20 protein-coding genes and 2 pseudogenes are annotated in these 21,040 nt (G+C 69.2%); 9 read left to right on the forward strand and 13 right to left on the reverse strand.

From position 1 onward, the window contains the following. Nucleotides 1-5 precede the first annotated feature (5 nt). On the reverse strand, nucleotides 6-386 hold the full coding sequence (locus CA606_RS01895) for an AtpZ/AtpI family protein (RefSeq protein WP_096052643.1): 381 nt from the start codon (nucleotides 384-386) through the stop codon (nucleotides 6-8). 420 nt (nucleotides 387-806) lie between these two features. Between CA606_RS01895 and CA606_RS01900 the strand changes: the two genes are divergently transcribed. Together CA606_RS01900 and CA606_RS01905 are read left to right on the forward strand one after the other, a co-directional pair. Continuing rightward, nucleotides 807-1,196 carry a DUF6481 family protein gene (locus CA606_RS01900; protein WP_096052642.1) on the forward strand — a complete coding sequence of 130 codons (390 nt, stop codon included), beginning with the start codon at nucleotides 807-809 and terminating at the stop codon, nucleotides 1,194-1,196. An 82-nt stretch (nucleotides 1,197-1,278) separates the two neighbouring features. Then, on the forward strand, nucleotides 1,279-2,058 hold the full coding sequence (locus CA606_RS01905; RefSeq protein WP_096052641.1) for a TSUP family transporter: 780 nt from the start codon (nucleotides 1,279-1,281) through the stop codon (nucleotides 2,056-2,058). On the opposite strand, the pseudogene CA606_RS20495 reads toward CA606_RS01905, so the two are convergent. From CA606_RS20495 to CA606_RS01925, 5 genes and pseudogenes are all read right to left on the reverse strand, one after another. Next, nucleotides 2,039-2,131 (reverse strand): annotated as a pseudogene (locus tag CA606_RS20495) (hypothetical protein); the annotation flags it as partial. The gene CA606_RS01905 and the pseudogene CA606_RS20495 overlap by 20 nt on opposite strands. A 60-nt stretch (nucleotides 2,132-2,191) precedes the next feature. Then, nucleotides 2,192-5,635, reverse strand: coding sequence for a chromosome segregation protein SMC (gene smc / locus CA606_RS01910; protein ID WP_096052640.1), 3,444 nt, complete (start codon nucleotides 5,633-5,635; stop codon nucleotides 2,192-2,194). A 21-nt stretch (nucleotides 5,636-5,656) separates the two neighbouring features. Continuing rightward, the gene (locus tag CA606_RS01915; protein WP_096052639.1) at nucleotides 5,657-6,265 is read right to left on the reverse strand and encodes a thioredoxin domain-containing protein; all 609 of its coding nucleotides are present in this window, start codon (nucleotides 6,263-6,265) and stop codon (nucleotides 5,657-5,659) included. Then, complete coding sequence (locus CA606_RS01920; RefSeq protein ID WP_096052638.1) at nucleotides 6,265-6,879, reverse strand: DsbA family protein; 615 nt, start codon at nucleotides 6,877-6,879, stop codon at nucleotides 6,265-6,267. The genes CA606_RS01915 and CA606_RS01920 overlap by 1 nt, the downstream gene beginning before the upstream one ends. A 126-nt stretch (nucleotides 6,880-7,005) precedes the next feature. Further along, on the reverse strand, nucleotides 7,006-7,545 hold the full coding sequence (locus CA606_RS01925) for a DUF721 domain-containing protein (protein ID WP_096052637.1): 540 nt from the start codon (nucleotides 7,543-7,545) through the stop codon (nucleotides 7,006-7,008). 47 nt (nucleotides 7,546-7,592) lie between these two features. On the opposite strand from CA606_RS01925, the gene mutY reads away from it, so the two are divergent. After that, nucleotides 7,593-8,642 (forward strand): A/G-specific adenine glycosylase, encoded by a 1,050-nt coding sequence (gene mutY, locus CA606_RS01930; RefSeq protein ID WP_096052636.1) that lies wholly within the window; start codon nucleotides 7,593-7,595, stop codon nucleotides 8,640-8,642. A gap of 120 nt (nucleotides 8,643-8,762) precedes the next feature. Here the strand turns inward: mutY and ccrM are convergent, their stop codons facing one another. Together ccrM and CA606_RS01940 are read right to left on the reverse strand one after the other, a co-directional pair. Further along, nucleotides 8,763-9,839: an adenine-specific DNA-methyltransferase CcrM gene (gene ccrM / locus CA606_RS01935; RefSeq protein ID WP_096052635.1), complete on the reverse strand. Its 1,077-nt coding sequence runs from the start codon at nucleotides 9,837-9,839 to the stop codon at nucleotides 8,763-8,765. 138 nt (nucleotides 9,840-9,977) lie between these two features. Next, complete coding sequence (locus tag CA606_RS01940; RefSeq protein WP_096052634.1) at nucleotides 9,978-10,613, reverse strand: ribonuclease HII; 636 nt, start codon at nucleotides 10,611-10,613, stop codon at nucleotides 9,978-9,980. An 86-nt stretch (nucleotides 10,614-10,699) separates the two neighbouring features. Between CA606_RS01940 and CA606_RS01945 the strand changes: the two genes are divergently transcribed. Both CA606_RS01945 and CA606_RS01950 read left to right on the forward strand, forming a co-directional pair. Beyond that, nucleotides 10,700-11,605 carry a glycoside hydrolase family 16 protein gene (locus CA606_RS01945; RefSeq protein ID WP_096052633.1) on the forward strand — a complete coding sequence of 302 codons (906 nt, stop codon included), beginning with the start codon at nucleotides 10,700-10,702 and terminating at the stop codon, nucleotides 11,603-11,605. Between the two features lie 47 nt (nucleotides 11,606-11,652). Beyond that, complete coding sequence (locus CA606_RS01950; RefSeq protein WP_096052632.1) at nucleotides 11,653-12,987, forward strand: MFS transporter; 1,335 nt, start codon at nucleotides 11,653-11,655, stop codon at nucleotides 12,985-12,987. Here CA606_RS01950 and CA606_RS01955 read toward each other — a convergent pair. After that, nucleotides 12,984-13,571, reverse strand: coding sequence for a DNA-3-methyladenine glycosylase I (locus CA606_RS01955; protein ID WP_096052631.1), 588 nt, complete (start codon nucleotides 13,569-13,571; stop codon nucleotides 12,984-12,986). The two genes, CA606_RS01950 and CA606_RS01955, sit on opposite strands and share 4 nt — an antisense overlap. Nucleotides 13,572-13,700: 129 nt before the next feature. On the opposite strand from CA606_RS01955, the gene CA606_RS01960 reads away from it, so the two are divergent. Beyond that, nucleotides 13,701-14,123, forward strand: coding sequence for a hypothetical protein (locus CA606_RS01960; RefSeq protein ID WP_096052630.1), 423 nt, complete (start codon nucleotides 13,701-13,703; stop codon nucleotides 14,121-14,123). A gap of 127 nt (nucleotides 14,124-14,250) precedes the next feature. Here the strand turns inward: CA606_RS01960 and CA606_RS01965 are convergent, their stop codons facing one another. Next, nucleotides 14,251-15,132: an alpha/beta fold hydrolase gene (locus CA606_RS01965; protein ID WP_096052629.1), complete on the reverse strand. Its 882-nt coding sequence runs from the start codon at nucleotides 15,130-15,132 to the stop codon at nucleotides 14,251-14,253. Between the two features lie 97 nt (nucleotides 15,133-15,229). Continuing rightward, nucleotides 15,230-16,021, reverse strand: a complete 792-nt coding sequence (locus tag CA606_RS01970) for a YgfZ/GcvT domain-containing protein (RefSeq protein WP_096052628.1) — start codon at nucleotides 16,019-16,021, stop codon at nucleotides 15,230-15,232. A 103-nt stretch (nucleotides 16,022-16,124) separates the two neighbouring features. Here CA606_RS01970 and CA606_RS01975 point away from each other — a divergent pair. The 3 genes and pseudogenes from CA606_RS01975 (at nucleotide 16,125) to CA606_RS01985 (ending at nucleotide 19,300) form a co-directional block, all read left to right on the forward strand. After that, nucleotides 16,125-17,331: pseudogene (locus CA606_RS01975) on the forward strand (glycosyltransferase family 9 protein). After that, nucleotides 17,328-17,885, forward strand: a complete 558-nt coding sequence (locus tag CA606_RS01980; protein ID WP_096052626.1) for a hypothetical protein — start codon at nucleotides 17,328-17,330, stop codon at nucleotides 17,883-17,885. The pseudogene CA606_RS01975 and the gene CA606_RS01980 overlap by 4 nt, the downstream one beginning before the upstream one ends. Nucleotides 17,886-17,965: 80 nt before the next feature. After that, nucleotides 17,966-19,300, forward strand: coding sequence for a dihydroorotase (locus CA606_RS01985; protein ID WP_096052625.1), 1,335 nt, complete (start codon nucleotides 17,966-17,968; stop codon nucleotides 19,298-19,300). 86 nt (nucleotides 19,301-19,386) lie between these two features. Here CA606_RS01985 and CA606_RS01990 read toward each other — a convergent pair whose 3' ends face one another. Beyond that, nucleotides 19,387-20,661: an RNA polymerase sigma factor gene (locus CA606_RS01990; RefSeq protein WP_096052624.1), complete on the reverse strand. Its 1,275-nt coding sequence runs from the start codon at nucleotides 20,659-20,661 to the stop codon at nucleotides 19,387-19,389. Next, the gene (locus CA606_RS01995; protein ID WP_181242736.1) at nucleotides 20,658-21,008 is read right to left on the reverse strand and encodes a YciI family protein; all 351 of its coding nucleotides are present in this window, start codon (nucleotides 21,006-21,008) and stop codon (nucleotides 20,658-20,660) included. The genes CA606_RS01990 and CA606_RS01995 overlap by 4 nt, the downstream gene beginning before the upstream one ends. Nucleotides 21,009-21,040: the final 32 nt, after the last annotated feature.

Here is a 21,040-nt window from a genome sequence, read left to right on the forward strand (position 1 = left end):
CGGCCCTAGTCTCTCTTCTGCTTGGGGGCGGTTGACCCGCCTCCCGTGTCTTCGTCGGCATTCCCTTGTGGGGACGGCGCCGACGCCTGCGCGCTCAGTTTCATCGCCTTGCGGACGATGGAGAAAATAGCGAGCCCCAGACCGATCAGCAGACCGCCGACCATGCCCCAGGGCGTCGTGTGGGCATAGTGGTCGAGCAGCCAGCCGAAGCCGACCCCCACCAGTACGCCCCCGATCAAGTCCGCCAGCAGACGGTAACCGTCCTGCGTGGCCTTTTCGGACGTCGCCTTTGACGGCTTTTCCGCCGCCTTCTTCGCCTCAAATGCGGCGAGCCGAGCGTCCAGGCTTTCGATAGCCTTGTCGTTCGGTTCGTCGGCCTTGGGCATGGGAAGCGGCAGGTCCGAAAACGCCGAGGACGCGCCAAAACGAGGCGCTTTTCCGGCCGGCTTGATCGGCGCGGAACCTATAGACCTCGCTGCGGTGCGTCAAGGCGAGCGATTTTCGGAGCAAGTCGCGGTAATGCTTAAGGATTTCGTCGCCGAGCTCAGGGAGGGGCAAAACCATCCCCTGTTCCCGCTCGCCGGGGGCGGCGCGTTCTGGGGAAGGGGGCCTCTCGAACCCCCGGCGGGGCGTTCAACCTCGTCATTTCGACGGGGCCCCTATTAAATGTCACACGCCGCCCCTATCTGGCCTGTGCCTTTTATACGTCGCTTCCCCTAGGCGAGGAGCGGCGGAGCCCGATGACGCATTGATTTTTTCGTCAATCTGGGCTTAAGAGCCGCCGCCTCCAAACAACACGAAGATTCATGTCGCACCTGAAGAACACCGGATTCGCCGATCGTATCTCTGCCCAGCAGGAAGCCAAGAAGGCCATGTTGGCCAAGTTCAAGGCCAAGCCGACGGTCCAGGATCCCGATTTCGACAAGCGCGAAGAGCAACGCGCCGCCGAACTCGAGGTCGTCCGCGCCGCCCGCGCAGAAGCCAAGGAAAAGGCCCGTCTCGAAGCCCTGGCCCGCCAGGAAGAGCAGATGGCCGTCAAGCGCGCCGAGCGTAAGGAGCGCAAGGCGCTCGAAGCCGCTGAAATGCGCGTCCGCAAGGAAGAAAAGGCCAAGGAGCGCGACGAGCTGCGCGCCCTGGGCAAGACGACCAACAGCAAGGCCTCCCGCGCCCACCAGTGGGCCAGCCTGCTGGGCTAAAGACGATGAGGGGTCCTTTCGGGGCCCCTTTTTCTTTGCGCGCCTCTTTGCAACGACAGGCGAACGGGACCATGAGCCGTTGATGGTTTCCCTGGACGTCATCGCCACCCTGTTCGTGGTCGCTGCGCTCGCCGGCGCGCTCGACGCCATCGCGGGCGGGGGCGGACTTGTGACTCTGCCGGCCCTGCTGCTGGCGGGCCTTTCGCCCGTGCAGGCGCTGGGCACCAACAAGCTGCAGGGCGCGGTGAGCGCCATCTCCTCGACCAGCGCCTTTGCGCGGCGCGGCCTGATCGACTGGAAAACCGCCTGGCCGGTCGCGCTGGCGGCGGCCGCCGCCGGCCTCTGCGGCGCGCTCTGCGCCAGCCTCCTGTCGCCGGAGGTGCTGCGCGCGATCGTGCCCGTGCTGCTGATCGCCATCGCCCTCTATTTCGGCCTCTCACGCGCCATCAAGGGCGAGGATGTTGCGCCGCGCATGGCGCTGATCCCGTTCGCCTGCTTCGTCGCGCCGCTGATCGGCTTCTATGACGGGATCTTCGGACCCGGCGCCGGCGCCTTCTACATGGTCGCCATCGTCACCCTGCTGGGCTACGGCGCGCTGAAGGCCACCGCCCACACCAAGCTCGCCAACGCCGCCAGCAATCTGGGAAGCCTTTTGCTGTTCACGCTGAAGGGCGCGGTCGTTTGGCCCGTGGGCCTGGCCATGGCGGCCGGCGCCTTCATCGGCGCTCAGGTGGGCTCGCGCCTGGCCATGCGGTTCGGACCCAAGCTGATCCGGCCGCTCCTGGTGGTGATCTCGTGCGCCATGGCGGTGAAGCTGCTGGCCGATCCGGCCAATCCGCTGCGGATGGCGGTGGGGTTCTAAGGCGAAGCGCCCCCTCCACCGCTTCGCGGTCCCCCTCCCCCGCTTTGCGGGGGAGGAAGATAGTCCTCCTCACCCGCGAAGCGGGGGAGGTGGCTCGGCGCGAAGCGTCGAGACGGAGGGGGCGCTTACACCCCTAAGCCGCCACCAGCTTCTCGGCCGTGCTCAGGTCCACGCTGACCAGTTGGCTCACGCCGCGCTCGGCCATGGTCACGCCGAACAGGCGGTCCATGCGGCTCATGGTCACCGGATTGTGGGTGATGGCGATGAAACGCGTCTGGGTGCGGCGGCGCATCTCGTCCAGCATGTTGCAGTAGCGGTCGACATTGGCGTCATCGAGCGGCGCGTCGACTTCGTCCAGCACGCAGATCGGGGCCGGATTGGCCAGGAAGACGCCGAAAATCAGGGCGCTGGCGGTCAGGGCCTGCTCGCCGCCGCTCATCAGGCTCATGCTGGCCATGCGCTTGCCGGGCGGGCAGGCGAAGATCTCCAGGCCCGCCTCCAGCGGGTCGTCGCTCTCGATCAGTTTCAGCTCGGCCTGACCGCCGCCGAACAGGGCCTGGAAGAGGGTCTGGAAGTTGGCGTTGATCACGTCGAACGCGGCCAAGAGCCGTTCACGCCCCTCGGCGTTCAGCTCCTCGATCCCGGCCCGCAGCTTGGTCACAGCGCCCGAGAGGTCGGCGCGCTCGCTGCGCATGGTCTCCAGGCGGCCGGCATATTCCTGCGCCTCCTCCTCGGCGCGCAGGTTCACCGGACCGATCGAGTCGCGCTCGCGCTCCAGGGCGAATAGGTGGGCCTCGACCCCTGCGGCGTCCTTCGGCACGGCTACGGCCTCGCCAGCGACATGGCGGCCCAGCTCCTCGGGCTCCATGCGCGCCTGTTCGCGGATGGCCGAGGCGACCTCGGCGAAGCGCTGACGGGCGCCGTCCAGGTGCGCAACCAGGGCCGCGCGCTTCTCGCGCGCCTCGCCGGCGGCCTGCTCGGCGGCGCGGGCCGCGCGGTCGGCGTTCAGCCGGGTGGTCTCGGCGGTCTCCAGGGCGTCGCTGGCCTTGGCCCGGCGAGCCTCGGCGGCGGCGAACTCGTCGAGCAGCGCCACCAGCTTTTCCTGTAGGGCGGCGGGCGCCTCGCGGGCGGCTTCCAGGGCGGCGGCGGCCTTGACGCGGTCGCCTTCCAGAGCTTCGGACCGCTTTGCGGCGGCCTCGGCGCGCTTGCTCCAGTCGGCGCGGTCGCGTTCCAGGCTTTCCAGGCGGCGCTGGCGACCGGCCCGTTCGCGGGTCTCAACATCCAGGGCGGTACGCGCCGCGCCAGCGGCCTCGCGCGCCTGGGCGGCGGCCTGCCGCGCCTCGGCCAACTGAGGTTGCAGGTCGCCGGAGGTCTGAGCGGCGGCGTTGGCCTCGCGGGCCTCACCCAAGGCGGCGTCGGCCTCGACCTTCTCGGCCTCGAAGCGGCCGATGGTGTCGTCCAGCGATTGAGCTCGCGCCGCACGAAGCGCCTGTTCGCGCTCGAACTTGGCGACCTGTTCGCGCGCCTGGTTCAAGAGGCGCTCGGCGTCGGGCGGGCCCCGCCGCTTGTCGCGCAGCAGGTCCTCGGCCGCGCGCAGGCGATCGGCGGCGGATTTCAGCGCGATGGTCGTGGCTTCGGCGCGCGGGGCCATGACGTCGATCTCGGCCTCGACCTCGGCCAGGCGCGTGCGCTGCTCTAGGCGGACGGCGGCGGGACGCGGCGCGTCGGCGCGGGCCACGAAGCCGTCCCAGCGCCACAGGTCCCCGTCCTTGGACACCAGGCGCATGCCCGGCTTCAGGTCCTTTTGCAGGCGGTCACCGTTGGCCCGGGTGACGACGGCCACGTGGGACAGGCGGGCGGCCAGGGCGGGCGGGGCCTTGACCAGCGGCGCCAGGGGCTCGGCGCCTTCCGGCCATGTGGGCGCAGGCGCCTCGGCGCCGCCCCAGTACGAGGGGGCCTTGGCGTCGAGCGCGGCGTCCAGATCATCGCCCAGGGCCGCAGCCAGGGCCGCGCCATAGCCCTTGTCGGGCGAGACGCTGTCCAGCGCCGGGGCATGGCCGCTCTTGGTGCGCGGCGCGGTCAGCTGCGCCAGACCCCGAGCCTCGGTCCGCAGGCGGCCCAGCTGGTCCTCGACGCTGCGCGCCAGCTGACGGGCCTGGGCCTCCTGCTCGGCGGCCTTCACGCGCGCGGTCTCGGCTTCTTCCAGAGCGGCGCGGGCGGCGGCCAGAGCGGCCTCGGCGTTGGCGAAGCGCTGGCGCGCGTCGGCGGCGGCCGGGTCGACCTCGGGGCCGACAGCGGCGCGCTCGGTGCGGGCCTGCTCAAGCGCGCGGTTGGTGCGGTTGGCGCGCGCCTCGGACTCGGACAGGCGGGCGGCGGCGGCGCGGCCTTGGGCTTCTTCGGCGGCGACCCGAGCGGCCAGCTGTTCGACGGCGGCCTCGGCGGCGGCGCGGGCCTCCTCGGCGGCCTTGGCGGCGGCGGCGAGCTCCGGACCCCGCTCGGGCGCGGCGGCGACCAGGGCGCGGACCTCCTCCAGCTCAGGTTCGATCCGCGCGAGCGCGGCGGCGGCGTCGTCCTTGCCTTGCGCTTCGCGGGCGCGGTCGGCGTCGATGCGGGCCAGGTCGTTGGACAGGCGCTCGAACTCGGCGGCGGCCGCCTCGGCCTCGCGCTCGGCGCGGTCCTTCTGGATGGCTAGCTGGCCCAGGACCGCCTGGGCGATGGTGGCCTCTTCGCGCAGCGGCGGCATGGCGCCATCCGCCTCGGTGATCGCCACCTGGGCTGCGGCGCTGGCGCGGGCGGTGTCCTCGACCAGACGCGCGGCCGCCGTGGCCTCGCTGGTCGTGCGCTCCAGGTGGTCGCGGGCCTCGGTCCAGCGGGCGTAGAGCACCGCCCCCTGCACCGCGCGGATCTCGGCCGACAGGCGCTTGTACTTCTCGGCCTGCCTTGCCTCGCGACGCAGCCGGTTCAGGGCGGTCTCCAACTCGCGGGCCACGTCTTCCAGCCGCGAGAGATTGGTCTCGGCCGCGCGCAGGCGCAGTTCGGCCTCGTGGCGGCGGGTATGGAGCCCTGAGACCCCGGCCGCCTCTTCCAGGATGCGGCGGCGGTTCTGCGGCTTGGCGCCGATCAGCTCGCTGATCTGGCCCTGGCGCACCAGGGCCGGCGAGTTGGCGCCCGTCGAGGCGTCGGCGAACAAGAGCTGGACGTCGCGCGCCCGCACCTCGCGGCCGTTGATCCTGTAGGTGGAGCCCTCGCCGCGATCGATGCGACGGACGACTTCCAGGATCGGGTCGTCGTTGAACTGGGCCGGGGCGGTGCGGTCGGCGTTGTCGATGGTCAGGGTGACGTCGGCGTGGTTGCGGGCGGGGCGCGCGCCGCTGCCGGCGAAGATCACGTCGTCCATGCCGCCGGCGCGCATGGCCTTGGCCGAGTTGGCGCCCATCACCCAGCGCAGGGCTTCCAGAAGGTTGGACTTGCCGCAGCCGTTCGGGCCGACGATGCCGGTCAGCCCCGGCTCGATCCGGAACTCCGTCGGCTCGACGAAGGACTTGAAGCCCGACAGGCGGAGGCGCTGGAACTGCACGGAGGCGGTCCCTTTCGATCCCTAGCCCTTCGCCGCCAGGGCGAAGATCTTGGACAGCGCGGCGAGATCGGCCTCGCCCTCATAGGGCGCGCCGTTGACGAAGAAGGTGGGCGTCACCTCGACCTGGTCCTCGCCGATCGCACGGCGGAAACGGGTGTTGACCCCCTCCAGCGCCTTGGTGTCGTTCATGGCGGCGGTGAACTGGGCTTCGGTCAGGCCGTATTGCTGAGCGATCGCCAGCAGGCCCTCCCACAGGCGGCCGCTCTCGAAGATGGCCTCCCGCTTCTGGAAGACGGTCGTCAGGACGTCGAAATACTTGCCGGGCACGCGCCGGGCCAGCAGGAAGCCGGCGGCGGCGAACTCGTTGGGCGGCGTCAGGAATTCGCGGAAAACGAGGCGCACCTTGCTGGTGTCGATGAACGTCTTGCGGATCGCCGGCAGCTCGGTGGTCCACCAGTGCGCGCAGTGATTGCAGCTGGCCGAGGCGTAGACCACGAACTGGACGGGCGCGGTGGCCGCGCCCAGCACCATGTCGCCGGGCGCAGGCGGCAGCGACCGGCCGCGAGCGACCGAGGGCCCCGCCGTGAGGGCGAGGCCGCTGGCGATCAGGATGCGCCGGTCCAGGGTCATTACTTCGAAGCTTCCGCGATCGCGGCGTCCAGCTGGGCCAGCGTCTGCTCGCCGCCTTCTTCGCCGCCCAGGCGCTTGCCGTTGACCTCGAAGGTCGGGGTGCCGCGGATGTTGTTGTCGGTCATCATCTTCTCGATGCGCTCAGCCGACTTGGCGGCGTTCTCATCGCTGAGGCAGCTATTGAACTGAGCTTCGTTCATGCCGGCGGCCTGGGCGATGGTCAGCAGCTCGCCGCGGATGTCGCCGCTGGTGAAGATGTTGGTCTGGGCGCGGTACAGGGCTTCGGTGACCTGGAAGTACTTATCCTTGCCGGCGCAGCGGGCCAGCATGGCGCCGGCGTTGGCCAGGCGCGGCTCGCCGGTCAGGGCGTCGCGGTGGACGTACTTGACCTTGCCGGTGTCGATGTACTTGGCCTTGAAGGCCGGGAACACTTCGGCGTTCCACGTCGCGCAGTGCGGGCAGGCGACCGAGGCGTACTCGATGACCGTGACCTTGGCGTTCGGATCGCCCAGGACCATGTCCTCGGCCGTGACAGCCGTGCTCTTCGGCGAACAGGCTGCGAGGCTGGCCGCGAGGGCGGCGACGATGGTGACTCGGCTGATCAGCGAACGCATGAAATGGCCCCTTGGCGGTCGTTGGAGAGGTTAAACGCGATTCTCGTTAGTCAGCGAAAAAGGCGCAACCGTGACTAGCGTCATGAGCGTGAGCGAGCCCGCCTTGTCAATGGTCCGATCCCGTCTCTAGCGATCGGAAGACAGGACCCCGCGACCCAGCTTGAGCAGGGCCTGCTTGAGCGCCCCGTCGGGCTGTTCGGCCAGGCTGTCGGCCAGTTGCTTTTCCAGCGCCGCGTCTAGCGGCGGCTTGCGGCGCAGGCGCGTCGACGGCGCGGCGGCGGGCGCCTTGACCGGGCCCTGCACGATGCGCAGGCGCGTGACCACGCCCTTGCCCAGCAGCATGTCGAGCCTGGCGGTGATCTGCGGCGCCTGGTGCTGGATCAGCGAGGCCACCGGCCCGTCGACCCGTAGTTCAAGAGCGCCGCCTTCGCCGTTGCGGCCCTTGATGATGCGGACTGGCTCGGTGCGCCGCGCCAGGGTGTCGCCGACGATCTCCTTCCAGCGGGCCTGCAGCGCGGCGGGACCCTTGCCGAAGCGGTCTTCCAGGTCCTTCAGCAGGGGCGCGAGGTTCTTGCCGGCCGGCGGCGGCGGACGGCGCTGGGGCTTCGTCCGCTTGCTGCGCAGGATCGCGATGGCTTCTTCCGGCGTGGGCAGGGGGCGACGCATGCGAGGAAACTAGCATGCGGCCAGCGGTTCGCGGTAGGCGAAGGGGCATGAAAGACCGTGACGCCCTCCGCTCCGCCCTCCTGGCCTGGTACGACGCCCAGGCGCGTGATCTGGCCTGGCGCGTCGGGCCCGCCGATCGCCGCGCGGGCGTGCGCAGCGATCCCTACCGGGTCTGGCTGTCGGAGGTGATGCTGCAGCAGACTACCGTGCCGCACGCCACGCCCTATTTCCGGAGCTTCACCCAGCGCTGGCCGACAGTCTCGGACTTGGCGGCTGTGGAGGACGGCGACCTGATGGCCGCCTGGGCGGGCCTTGGCTACTACGCCCGCGCCCGCAACCTCTTGGCCTGTGCGCGAGCGGTGGCCAACGATCACGGCGGCGTCTTTCCGGACACCGAAGAGGGTCTCCGCGCCCTGCCGGGCGTGGGCGCCTACACCGCCGCCGCCGTGGCCGCGATCGCCTTCGACCGCGCGGCCAATGTCGTCGACGGCAATGTCGAGCGGGTGATGTCGCGGCTGTTCGCCGTCGAGGCGCCGATGCCCGACAGCAAGCCCGAGTTGAAGGCCCTGGCCGGCGATCTGGTCACCGACGAGCGCCCCGGCGACTGGGCCCAGGCGCTGATGGATCTGGGCGCGACCGTCTGTAAGCCGAAGGGCCCGCTGTGCGACCGCTGCCCGGTCTCGCCCTGGTGCGCGGCTTATCGGGGTGGCGCGCCCGAGACCTATCCGAGGAAGACCAAGAAGGCCGATCGTCCGCGCCGCCACGGCGTGGCCTATGTGCTGACGCGCGGCGAAGAGGTCGCCCTGGTCCGCCGCCCGCCGAAGGGCCTGCTGGGGGGGATGCTGGGCCTGCCGACGTCGGACTGGCGCGCCGCGCCCTACGATAACGCCGAGGCGGTCGCCGCTGCGCCGCTCGCCGCCGCCTGGCGCGACCTTGGCGCGGTCGAGCACGTGTTCACGCACTTCTCGCTGACCCTGCGGGTGTTCGCGGCTGACGGCGCCAATGACGGCGACTTCGTCTGGACGCCGCGCGAGGGTTTGTCTGCGTTGCCCAGCGTGTTCCTGAAGGCGGCGATAGCGGCGCAGCGGCTGCTCTGAACGACCCCGCGTCCTTCGAGGCCCGCTAGCGCGGGCGCCTCAGGATGAGGAACTCACGAGCCATCGACGGTCCTCATCCTGAGGTGCGAGCCGTCGGCGAGCCTCGAAGGACGCAGGGCCCTAGTTCATCCCCGCGCGGACCTGAGCCCGCAGCACATCGATCGGCGCCAAGCCCGCGTCGGTCTTGAAGTGCCAGTAGGTCCAGCCGTTGCAGGCCGGGGCGCTTTGAACGAGAGCCCCGATCTTGTGGATCGAGCCCGACAGGTCGCCGACCGTGATCGAGCCGTCGGGGCGCACCTTGGCCACGTGGGTGCCCTTGCTGCAGTAGAGGGTGTCGCCGGGCGACAGCAGGCCGGCTTCGACGATGGTGCCGAACGGCACGCGCGGCTCGGCGCGCTTGCTGCCCATGACTTCGAGATCTTCCGGCGCGATCGGTACGACCTTGGCGATGCGGGCCTTGGCGTGCTCGAGGTACTCGGCCTCGCGCTCGATGCCGATGAACTTGCGGCCCAGGCGCTTGGCGGCCGCGCCGGTGGTGCCGACGCCGAAGAACGGATCCAGGATCACGTCGCCCGGCTTGGTCGTCGACAGGATGACGCGATAGAGCAGGGCCTCGGGCTTCTGGGTCGGATGCGCCTTGGCGCCATCAGCGCCCTTGATGCGCTCCTCGCCGGTGCACAGCGGGATGGTCCAGTCCGAGCGCATCTGCACCTCGTCATTGGCCATCTTCAGGGCGTCGTAATTGAAGGTGTAGCGCTTGGCGTTCTGGCTCTTGGAGGCCCAGATCAGGGTCTCGTGGGCGTTGGCGAAGCGGGTGCCCTTGAAGTTGGGCATCGGGTTGGACTTGCGCCAGACGATGTCGTTGAGGATCCAGAAGCCCAGGTCCTGCACGGCCACGCCGACGCGGAAGATGTTGTGATAGCTGCCGATCACCCAGATCGCGCCGTCGTCCTTCAGAACGCGACGGGCGGCCTTCAGCCACTCGCGGGTGAACTTGTCGTAGGCCGCGAAGCTCTCGAACTGATCCCAGTGGTCGTCGACCGCGTCGACCTTGGAATTGTCGGGACGCAGCAGGTCGCCGCCCAGCTGCAGATTATAGGGCGGATCGGCGAAGATCAGGTCGACCGACTTCTCGGGCAGGGCGTTCATCTGCTCGATGCAGTCGCCGTGGATGATGGTTTCCGGCCCGAACTTCATGGTCCCACGTCCTCAAGAAAGAGAGCGGAATCATGAGTCTTCCTGGTAAATCCGGTGTTGAGAGACGTGGTTAGCGGGCCGTTAACCACGGCCTTTCAGCCACTTTTGAGTCTGATCAGACTCAAAAGCTGAAGACGTTCAAAGGTCTAGCTCGCCGTTGACCGCCGCCGCCGCCAGAGCCGCCTTCACCGGGGCCCAGCCCAGCCGATGGATCGGCGAGGGGCCCAGGCGCCGCAGGCCCTCGACATGGATCGGCGCGTGGTAGCCCTTGTGGCCGGCGAAGCCGTAGCCGGGATAGAGCGCGTCGGCCTCGATCATGATCCGGTCGCGGGCCTCCTTGGCCAGGATCGAGGCCGCGGCGATCGAGCACGACAGCGAGTCGCCCTTGATCACCGTCTTCACCGGGCAGGGCAGCTTGAAGGCGTAGTTGCCGTCGACCAAGGCGAAGGCCGGCGTCACCGCCAGCCCCTCGACCGCGCGCCGCATGGCCAGGCCTGCGGCGTGCAGGATGTTGAGCTGGGCGATCTCCTCGATGGAGGCCAAGCCCACGCACCAGGCGATGGCGACGTCCTTGATCTCCTCCTCCAGGGCCGCGCGGGCCTTGGCCGAGAGCTTCTTGGAGTCGTTCAGGCCCTTGGGGATGCGGTCGGGATCCAGGATCACCGCGCCGGCGCTGACCGGCCCGGCCCACGGGCCGCGCCCGGCCTCGTCCACCCCGCAGACAGGGGCCTGTCCGCAGGCAAGCTCCAGCGTCATGTCGGGTCCGGACGGCATGGCGGCTGTTTAGGCCGGTTCGGCGCCAATGGGAATCAGCAAGGGCGCGGCTGGAGCGGTCCGGCTGATGCCGTTAGGGTTCTCCTATGTCACGCCCTCTCGCCGTCCTTGCCGCATGCTCGACCCTGCTGGCCGCCGGACCCGTCCATGCCCAGGACAATTGGAAGCTGGTCTGGTCCGACGAGTTCAACGGAACCGCGCTGGACGAGACCAAATGGACGTCCGCAATCGACTGCGGCGGCGGGGGCAATGACGAGCGGCAGTGCTACGCCGATACTCCCGAGACCCTGTCGGTCAAGGACGGCGCGCTGCGCCTGACAGTGATCAAGCGCAAGACGTGGGGGGTAGCCAATCCCTGGGCCGGACCGACGGGGCCGCTGAAGACCGGCGACTACGCCTCGGGCAAGATCGTCACCCAGGGCAAGTTCAGCTGGCGCTATGGCCGCGTCGAGGCGCGGGCGCGGGTTCCGGGCGGGCAGGGCGTCTGGCCGGCGATCTGGATGATGCCCGAGCTGTCGGTCTACGGCGGTTGGCCAAGGTCCGGCGAAATCGACATTCTGGAAACCGTCAATCTCGGGACGCCTTGCCCGCCGGTGGGCGAGGCCTGCGCGGACGGGCGCGAGAACCGCGTGTTCGGCACGATCCACTTCGCGGGCGATGCGACCGGCGCCCACAAGCAGGTCAGCGCCAGCACGCCCCTGCCGGCCTCGCCCGACGGCTTCCATGTCTATGCGGTCGAATGGTCGCCCGAGGCGATCGTCTGGTTCCTGGACGGTCGGGAGTACGCCCGCGCCACGCCGCAAGACTGGAAGCGGGACGACCGGCCGGCGAGCGCCGCGCCGTTCGACCAGCCCTTCCACCTGATCATCAACCTGGCCTTCGGCGGCCGCTGGCCCGAGAGCGTCAACGCCAAGGGGATCGACGAGGCCGCGCTGCCGGCGACGCTGGAGGTGGACTGGGTGCGGGTCAGCCAGCGGACGTCGCAAGACTAGCCCTCGTTGCCTCAAGCGGCGCCGACTGGCAGGGTCCGGGCCTCGCCGTGGAGACGCGCTTCGTGACCCCGTTCCATCACCTGCTCGTCAACAATCTGGTCGCGAACATCACCAACTTCACGATCTGGTTCGCCCTGACCTTCTACGTCTATCTGGAGACCAAGTCGGTCTTCGCCACGGGCATGATCGCGGGCGTCTATCTGGTGCTGACGGCGGCCTGCGGCATCTGGTTCGGCAGCCTCGTCGATCATCATCGCAAGAAGCTGGCCATGGCGGGGTCGAGCCTCGCGTCGCTGCTGCTGTACGCTCTGGCGCTGGCCGTGCTGCTGCTGGCGCCCAAGGGCGCCATCGCCGATGTCGGGCGGCCGTGGCTGTGGGCGCTGATCGGGCTTTCGATGCTGGGCGTCATCGCCGGCAATATCCGCACCATCGCCCTGCCCACCCTGGTGACGCTGCTGATCCCCGAGGATCGCCGCGACAAGGCCAATGGCCTGGTCGGCATGGTCAGCGGTGTCGGCTTCCTGACCACCTCGGTGATCAGCGGCTTTTTGGTGGCCTGGGGCGGCATGCTCGCCGCCCTCACCTTCGCTCTGGGCTTTACGGTCGCCGCCCTGATCCACCTGCTGACCGTTCCCGTCGATGAGCCGCGCGTCGAGGCGGAACATGGCGCGCCGGTCGCGCCCCGGCGGATCGACCTGGCCGGCACGATCAAGGTCGTGGCCGCCGTGCCCGGTCTCTTCGCCCTGATCCTGTTTGCGACCTTCAACAACTTCCTGGGCGGCATCTTCATGGCCCTGCTGGACGCCTATGGCCTGTCGATGGTGTCGGTGCAGGCCTGGGGGCTGCTGTTCGGCTTTCTGTCGGTGGCCTTCATCATCAGCGGCCTGGCGATCAGCAAGACAGGGCTGGGGAAGAACCCCTTGCGCACCCTGCTGCTGGTCAACCTGATCTCTTGGGCGGTGTGCTGCGTCTTCCCGCTGAAGTCGTCGATCGTGATGCTGGCGATGGGCTGTTTTGTCTGGATGCTGCTGGGGCCCTATGCCGAGGCCGCCGAGCAGACCACCTTGCAGAAGGTGGTGCCGTTCGAGCGTCAGGGTCGGGTGTTCGGCTTCGCCCAGTCGGTGGAGCAGGCCGCCTCACCGTTGACGGCGTTCCTGATCGGGCCGCTGACCCAGTTCATCGTCATCCCGTTCATGACCCACGGCGCCGGCGCGGCCGCCATCGGCGACTGGTTCGGCCGAGGCCCGGACCGGGGCATGGCGCTGGTGTTCACCCTGGCCGGCGTGGTCGGGCTTATCGTCACCCTGCTGGCCTTCGGCTCCAAGGCCTACAGGCAGCTATCGGCGGCCTATGCCCAGGGCGAACCCGCCCCTGCGGCTTAGTGGCGGCCTAGCGCCTTGCAGTCCTCGTGGCGGAAGCAGGTGACCAGGTGGTCGTTGACCAGTCCTGTCGCCTGCATGAAGGCGTAGACGATCACCGGTCCGCAGAACTTGAAGCCCTTGGCCTTCAGCGCCTTGGACATCTCGACCGCCAGCGGCGTCTGGGCCGGGACCTGGCCCGCTTCCCACTGGTTCTGGATCGGTGCGCCGCCGACCATGTCCCACAGGAACTGGCCGAAGTCCTCGCCCCGCTCGCGCATGTCCAGATAGAGGCGCGCGCCGGCGATGGTGGCGTCGATCTTGCCGTTCGAGCGGATGATGCCCGCGTCCGCCATCAGCCGGGCGCGATCGGTCTCATCGAAGCGGGCGACCTTCTCGGGATCGAAATTGGCGAAGGCGGCGCGGAAGGCTTCGCGCTTGCGCAGGATGGTGATCCAGGAGAGCCCCGCCTGGAAACCGTCCAAGACAAGCTTTTCCCAGAGCGCGCGGCTGTCCCACTCGGGCACGCCCCATTCGTGGTCGTGATAGGCCTCGTAGAACGGGTCTCCGTTCATGCCTTTCCAGGTGCAGCGGGCGATGTCGTTCATGCGGCGAAGCTGGCAGAAACTTCGCAGGCTGCCTAGAACTTTTCGGGAACATAAGGCTCGGGGCGACGGATTTCCGGATCTTGCGCGTGGAGTCTGGCGAGGGACGTTGGAGACGAGGAAAACGCGCCGATGAAGCGCCTGAAGACCTTCGCCATGCTGGCCCTGGCGACGACCGCCTTGGCCACGACGCCGGCCCTGGCCCTGCACAGGGATCGCGACCACAACCCGCCGGGACCTCGCGGTGGTCCCGGGACCAACTGGGAGAATCCGCCGGGTTGGCGGGGCGGACCGGGTGTCTCGCCCGACCGCCGCTACTATCGCTGGAACGGCCAGCGGGTCGAGTTCCGCTATCGCGACGGCTACTATTACAACCACGCCTACGGCTACTATCACCCGGGCTTTGGCTGGTGGAACCAGGCCGGAAAGTGCTGGTTCGACAACGACCGCAACCCGCCCGGTCCGCGCGGGGGGTCCGGCACGAACTGGGAGAACCCGCCCGGTTGGCGCGGCGGCCCGGGGGCGTCCCCGGACCGCTACGGCCGCTGCCGCTAGAGCCTGTCTGGTTTAGATGGAACCATCTAAACCAGATAAACAGGCTCTAAAATCAAACACTTAGAGCCCTTTCAAACGCTTTAGATGATTCCATCTAAAGCTAAAGGGCTCTAGCAACGGCTTTAGATCAGCCGGCCAGGAAGCTCTCGACCTCGGCCATGAACTTGGCCGGCTGATCGATCATGACGAAGTGGGCCGCGTCGTCGATGCGCACCACCTTGGCGCCCTTCAGCGGGCCGTAGGCGGCCTGATACCAGCCGCCGAAGGTTGCGGCCGGAACCGGGACGCTGCTGTTCCAGGCCCAGACCACGGTGGTCGGCGCGGTGATCTTGGCCAGTTCGGGCGTCAGGTCGGTGGTCAGCAGCTCTTCCATGGCCCGTCCGGCGACCTGCCGGTCGCTGTCGAGCGAGTGCTTGACGATGGCGGCGCGCGCGGACTCGGTGCGGACCATGCCGGTGATGATCTGCTCCTGCATCGCCTTGAAGGCCTCGGGGGGCGCGTCGGCGATCTGGGCGCGGAAGCCGGCGGCGCGCTGGGCGACCGACTCCGGCGACTGGCCAGGTCCGAAATAGGCCACCGCCAGGTTCGGGAACATGTCGACGACCATCAGCTTGCCCACCAGACCGGGGCTGCGCGCGGCCAGCATCATGGCGATCGTGCCGCCCATCGAGTGGCCCATCACGGCCGGCGACTTCAGGCCCTTAGCCTGGATGTAGCCCGCCAAGCCGTCGGCCACGCCCGCGGCGACCTTGCCCTCGGCGTTGCCCGCCGTCGGCGCGCCCGAGAAGCCGGCGACATGCACGAGGTGGACGCGGTAGCGGCCCTCCAGCGCCTGGGCGGTCGACTCCCAGATCTCCGGCGACGACGACAGGCCCGGGATCAGGATGACGTCGGGGCCCTTGCCGCGAACCTTGACCGAGAAGCGATCGGCGCTGGCGGCCAGAACCGGTCCGGCCATGGCGGTCACGGCCAGCAGCGCGCCCGCGCCGAGAATTTTGCGACGATTCATGTTTCCAGTGCCCCCTGAAGCGATCGCGGTCGCGGACTAAGGCGACCATCGTTCTCAAGTCTCTGCCCCGAAATGGGGACGCCCGCAACCGTAGGTCTCAGGCCACCCAGTCCGGTCGCTCGACCCGGACCGGACGTCCTTCGACGGTCAGCGCCACGCCCTCGATCCGATCCAGGCGCAGCAGCGCCATGGCCTGGCCGTCGCGGCCGCTCAGCACCTCACCGGCGCGCAGCTCGCCGGCCAGCACCTCGGCGCCGAAGGGCGGCGGCGGGCCGTCGAAGGTGATCGGCAGCATGCGGTTCTTGATTGTGCCGCGTCGCTTCATGCGGCTGGTGGTCTCTTGGCCGACAAAGCAGCCCTTCTTGAAGTCGATCCCCGCCAGCAGGTCGAAATTGGCCTCGATCGGATAGGTCGCCTCGCTGCCCCAGTCGCTGGGGCCGGGAACGCCAAGAGCCAGGCGATGGGCTTCATAGGCGTCTTCGTCGGCGTTGGTCGCCCGGTCGTTATAGGCGCGGGCGCCCAGGGCCGGCAGGCGAGGATCAGCGTACAGGCCCTCGCCCGACGCTTGGCCGCCAAACACCGCGATCACCGGCCGGTCGCTGGCCGCCAACTCCACCTTGGCCCGCAGCCGGTACATCGAAAGGCGCGTCAGGATGGCGTCGCGGTGCGCCGCCGCCACATCCAGCAGGGCGCCGTCCTCGGCTCCGGCCACGAACAGGTCATAGAGCAGCTTGCCCTGCGGGGTCAGCAGGCCCGCAAAGCGCAGCTCGCCGACGGCCAGGGTCTCGACGTCCTGGGTCAAGAGGCCCTGCAGGAAGCTTCGCCAGTCCGAACCGGACACGGCGATGACGGCGCGGGAGGCGAGGCGAGCGAGGCGAAGTGCGGTCATGAGGGCACATGTGGCGCCGTGTCGCGGGCGACGCCAGTCCTTGAGGTAACTCAAGTGTTAACGTGGGGTGCGCCGACTCACCGACCGGCCTATAGGTGGACCGATGACACAGAGGGCCTTTCCGATCCTTTTCATCACGGCGACGCGTATCGGTGACGCGGTGCTGTCGTCCGGCCTGATCAAGATGCTGGCCGACCAGATCCCCAACGCGCGCTTCACCATCGTCGCCGGCCCGCTGGCCGCGCCCCTCTTCGCCCACGTCCCTGGCCTTGACCGGGTGATCGTCATGGAGAAGGGCAAGGGCAAGGGCCACTGGTTCAAGCTGTGGAACCAGGTGCGCCACAAGAAGTGGAGCCTGATCGTCGACCTGCGCGGCTCGGCCACGGCCCTGTTCCTGCGCCGCGACAAGCGCGCCATCTGGAAGAAGGTCCCCGGCGAGGTCGTCCACAAGGTGGTCGATGCAGCGCGCACGCTGAAGCTCGAGGGCGATCCGCCGCCGCCCTACCTCTACATCACGCCGGAGGTGCAGGCGCTGGCGGACGAGATGCTGGGCCTGAACGAGGGCGGCGATACGGGACCGATTCTGGCCGTGGGCCCGGCGGCCAACTGGATCGGCAAGGTCTGGCCGATTGAGCGCTTCACCCAGACCGCCGCGCAGCTGCTCGACAAGGACGGCCCGATGGCCGGCGGCCGGCTGCTGATCCTGGGCGGTCCGGAAGACACCCGCATGGTCGAGGAGCTGCGCATGGCCTCGGCGCGCGGGCGCACCATCGACCTGACCGGCAAGGTGGATCTGCTCACCGCCTATGCTTGCCTCAAGCGCGCCAGCCTGTTCATCGGCAACGACTCGGGCCTGATGCACATCGCCGCCGCCGCCGGGACGCCGACGATCGGGCTGTTTGGTCCCTCCGACGAGCGCCGCTATGCGCCCTGGGGTGAGCGCGCCGTGGCCGTGCGCGGCCCGCGCGCCTTCGAACAGTTCCTGGCCATCGACCCGGACCTCTCCCAGGCCATCCGCCACATGAGCGACCTGCCGGTGGCCACGGTCTTCAAGGCGGCCAAGGCGCTGCTGGCCCAGGTGGGCGCGATCGCCCCGCCGATCCTTGTCGAGCCCGAAGAGGCCGCGCCCCCGGCGCCCGCCCCCGAAGCCGAGGGCGAGGCCGACACGGTTGCTGATCTGGTCGAGGACGCGCCTGCCGACGCGCCGTCAGAGGCCCCCGGTGAGGACGATGCGGAAAGCCAGCTCGAAGGCGCGGTTCAGCCCGAGCGCGACTGAACCAACAGAAGCGCTGCCCAGGAGAATCCGATGAAATCCATGATCGCCCTTTTCGCGGCCTTGGCGCTGGCGCCGACGGCGGCCTTCGCCGGAACCCCGGGCGAGCAGTTCTTCGACCGCCTGAGCGCGCTGTGCGGCAAGACCTTCACCGGTCAGGTCGCCGCCGGCGACGCGGCCGACGAGGCGTTCCGCAAGGCCGAGCTGGTCATGACCGTGGCCCATTGCGACGCCCGGCAGATCCGCATTCCCTTCCGGGTCGGCGAGGACCGCTCGCGGACCTGGGTCATCACGCGGCTGGACAACGGTGGTCTGCGCCTGAAGCACGATCATCGCCACGCCGACGGCGTCGAGGACGAGCTGTCGCGCTATGGCGGCGACACGCTGGAGCCCGGAACCGCGCAGGCTCAGCGCTTCCCGGTCGATGAGGAGTCCAAGGCCCTGTTCACGCGGCTGAACCGGGCGGTCTCGAACACCAATGTCTGGGCTTTGGGGCTCACCGACAGCCAGTTCACCTACGAGCTTTCGCGGCCGAACCGGCTGTTCCGCGTGGCGTTCGACCTGACGCGTCCGGCGCCCGCCGGCCACTGAGGCGCATCAGCCGTCACGAAACGGTTGCCTCCCGCGCGGGCCGGCCCTAGATCGCCTCAAACCCTCCCAGGAGCCGTCCCATGACCCAGACCTTCGACCTGATCGTGCGTGGCGGCGAGGTGGTGAACCACGCTGGGCGAGGCTTTACCGACATCGGCGTGCGCGGCGGCAAGATCGTCGCGATCGGCGACCTCTCGCAGGCCAGCGCCGGCGAGGTGTTCGACGCCACCGGCCTGACCGTGCTGCCGGGCGTCATCGACAGCCAGGTCCACTTCCGCGAGCCAGGCCTGGAGTGGAAGGAAGACCTGGAAAGCGGCTCGCGCGGCGCGGCCCTGGGCGGCGTCACCGCCGTCTTCGAGATGCCCAACACCGAGCCGACCACCACGGACGCCGACGCCCTGGCCGATAAGCTCTCGCGCGCCAAGGGCCGGATGCACACCGACCACGCCTTCTATGTCGGCGGCACCCACGAGAACGCGACCTTCCTGGGCGAGCTGGAACGCCTGCCCGGCTGCTGCGGCATCAAGGTGTTCATGGGCGCCTCGACCGGCAGCCTCTTGGTGCAGGACGACGAGGGCGTCGAGAACGTGCTGCGGCATGTGAACCGCCGCGCGGCCTTCCACTCCGAGGACGAATACCGCCTGGCCGACCGCCGCAGCCTGGCCCGTCCCGGCGACTGGACCAGCCACCCGGATGTGCGCGACGCCCAGGCCGCCCTGCAGTCGACCCATCGCCTGGTCCGCATCGCCAAAAGCCTCGGCAAGCGCATCCACGTGCTGCACGTGACCACCAAGGAAGAGATCGACTTCCTGGCCGAGAACAAGGACGTCGCCAGCGTCGAGGTCACGCCTCAGCATCTGACCCTGGTCGCGCCCGAGGCCTATGAGCGCCTGAAGGGCTTCGCCCAGATGAACCCGCCGATCCGTGACGCCTACCATGTGGCGGGGGTCTGGCGCGGCGTCGACGTCGGCATCGCCGATGTGATCGGCTCCGACCACGCCCCCCACACCCGCGAGGAAAAGGCCCGTCCCTATCCGGCCTCGCCCTCGGGGATGCCGGGCGTCCAGACCCTAGTGCCGATCATGTTGACCCACGTGGTCGACGGGAAGCTCTCCTTGGAGCGCTTCGTCGACCTGACCAGCCACGGCGTGAACCGCATCTTCGGCCTGGCCGACAAGGGCCGCATCGCTGAGGGCTTCGACGCCGACTTCACCATTGTCGACATGAAGGCCCGCCGGGTCATCACTCACGACTGGATGGCCACCCGCTCGGGCTGGACGCCGTTCGACGGCTTCGAAGCCAAGGCCTGGCCGGTGGCGACGATCGTGCGCGGCATCGTGGTCATGCGCGACGACGAGATCATCGCCGAGGGCAAGGGCGAACCGGTGCGGTTCCTGGAGACCTTGGCGCAATAACCCCCGATTTCCCCGGCGAATGCCGGGGCCCAGATCGTATGGCTTTGGGGTTGATGGGAAAAAGCGCGCCGCCAGCGTGAGCAGGCTCAGCGTTCTCCATCTGGACCCCGGCATTCGCCGGGGAGGTCGGGTGGTTTGTGCGTGTAGAGCATGTCGGCTCGTCTACGGATCAGCCACAGCCGTTCCGCGTCTCCCGGCGCCATCTCCACCGCCCGGTCATAGGCCTCCAACGCCTCTTCAACGTGCCCAAGACGCGCCAGCAGGTCCGCCTTGACCGCGTGATAGGGCTGGAACCCATCCAGCCGGTCAGCGTCCAGCGCCTCGACCTCGGCCAGGGCCGCCGCCGGCCCTGCGACCTCCGCCTGCACGACGGCGCGGTTGAGGCGGACGAAGGGGTCATCCCCCGCCTCCAGAAGCAGATCGTACAGCGCCAGCAGCGTCTCCCAGGGCGGCGGTTCAGCCAGCGAACGTCGCAGCGCCCAGGCCCCGTGTAACGCCGCCCTCAGTTGACGCGGTCCCGGACGGTTCAGCCGCGCGGCGCGGCGCAGCAGCATGTCGCCGTTGGAGATCAGGGCGCGGTTCCAGCGCCTGGGATCCTGCTCGGCCAGCGGGATCATGGCGCCGTCGGCGTCCAGCCGGGCCGGCCGCCGCGCCTCGGCGAACCGCACTAGGGCGGCGAAGGCCAGGGCCTCGGGCTCGCCGGGCAAGAGGTCCGCCAGCACGGCGGTCAGGTCCAGCATCTCGCGGGCGTAGCCGGCGTGAGGGCCCGAGCCGGCGGCGTCTTCGTGGGCGCGGGCGTAGGCCACCTCCAGCGTCGACAGCACCGCCGCCATCCGTTCGGGCCAGGCTTCGGGCCCGGGAACCTCGAACGACACGCCGGCCTCCGCGATCTTCTTCTTGGCGCGAGTCAGGCGCTGGAACATGGCCGGCTCGGCGACCAGAAAGGCGCGGGCGATCTCGGCGACCGACAGACCGCAGACCAGGCGCAATGTCAGGGCCGCGCGCGACTCCGGCGCGACGGCGGGGTGGCAGCAGACAAAGATCAGGCGCAGCCGCTCGTCCGGGATCAGCCGGTCGTCGGAGGTCAGCACATCCTCGGCCGACGGCTGTGGTTCGGGACGCTCGGGGACGGTTCTGTGACGAACATTCCGTCTACGGATCATGTCCAGCGCGCAGCGTCTTGCGGTGGCGTAAAGCCAGGCCGCCGGATCCAGCGGCGGCGCGGCGGGCCATACCGCCGCCGCCCGCGCGCAGGCCTCGGCATAGGCCTCTTCGGCCAGGTCGAGGTCGCGGAAGCCGGCGGCCAGGGCGGCGACTATCCTGCCGCCGTCCCGCCGCGCCGATTGCTCAAGCAGGCTCAATCTTCGTCGATGATCGGGCGCACCTCGACCGCGCCGTCGCCGGCGAAGGGGATGCGCTTGGCGATAGCGAGGGCCGCGTCGAGGTCGGGAACCTCGATCACGTAGAAGCCGCCCAACTGCTCGCGCGCCTCGGCATAGGGGCCGTCGTGCAGGGTGTCGACGCCGCGCGACTTGCGCAGGGTGGTGGCGGTGTCAGAAGACTTCAGACCCTGGCCGCCGCGCAGCACGCCCTGCTCGGCCAGCTCGGCCGCGAGCGCCCCATGGGCCGCGATGATGGCCTCCAGGCTCATGGCGCCCTCTTCGGCATAGACCGCTTCGTTCTCGTACAGCAGCAGGGCGTATTGCATGTTTGTCTCCCGTGAGCGCGCGACCATCGCAG

The sequence above is a fragment of the Caulobacter vibrioides genome, from assembly GCF_002310375.3.
Taxonomy (GTDB): Bacteria; Pseudomonadota; Alphaproteobacteria; order Caulobacterales; family Caulobacteraceae; genus Caulobacter; species Caulobacter vibrioides_D.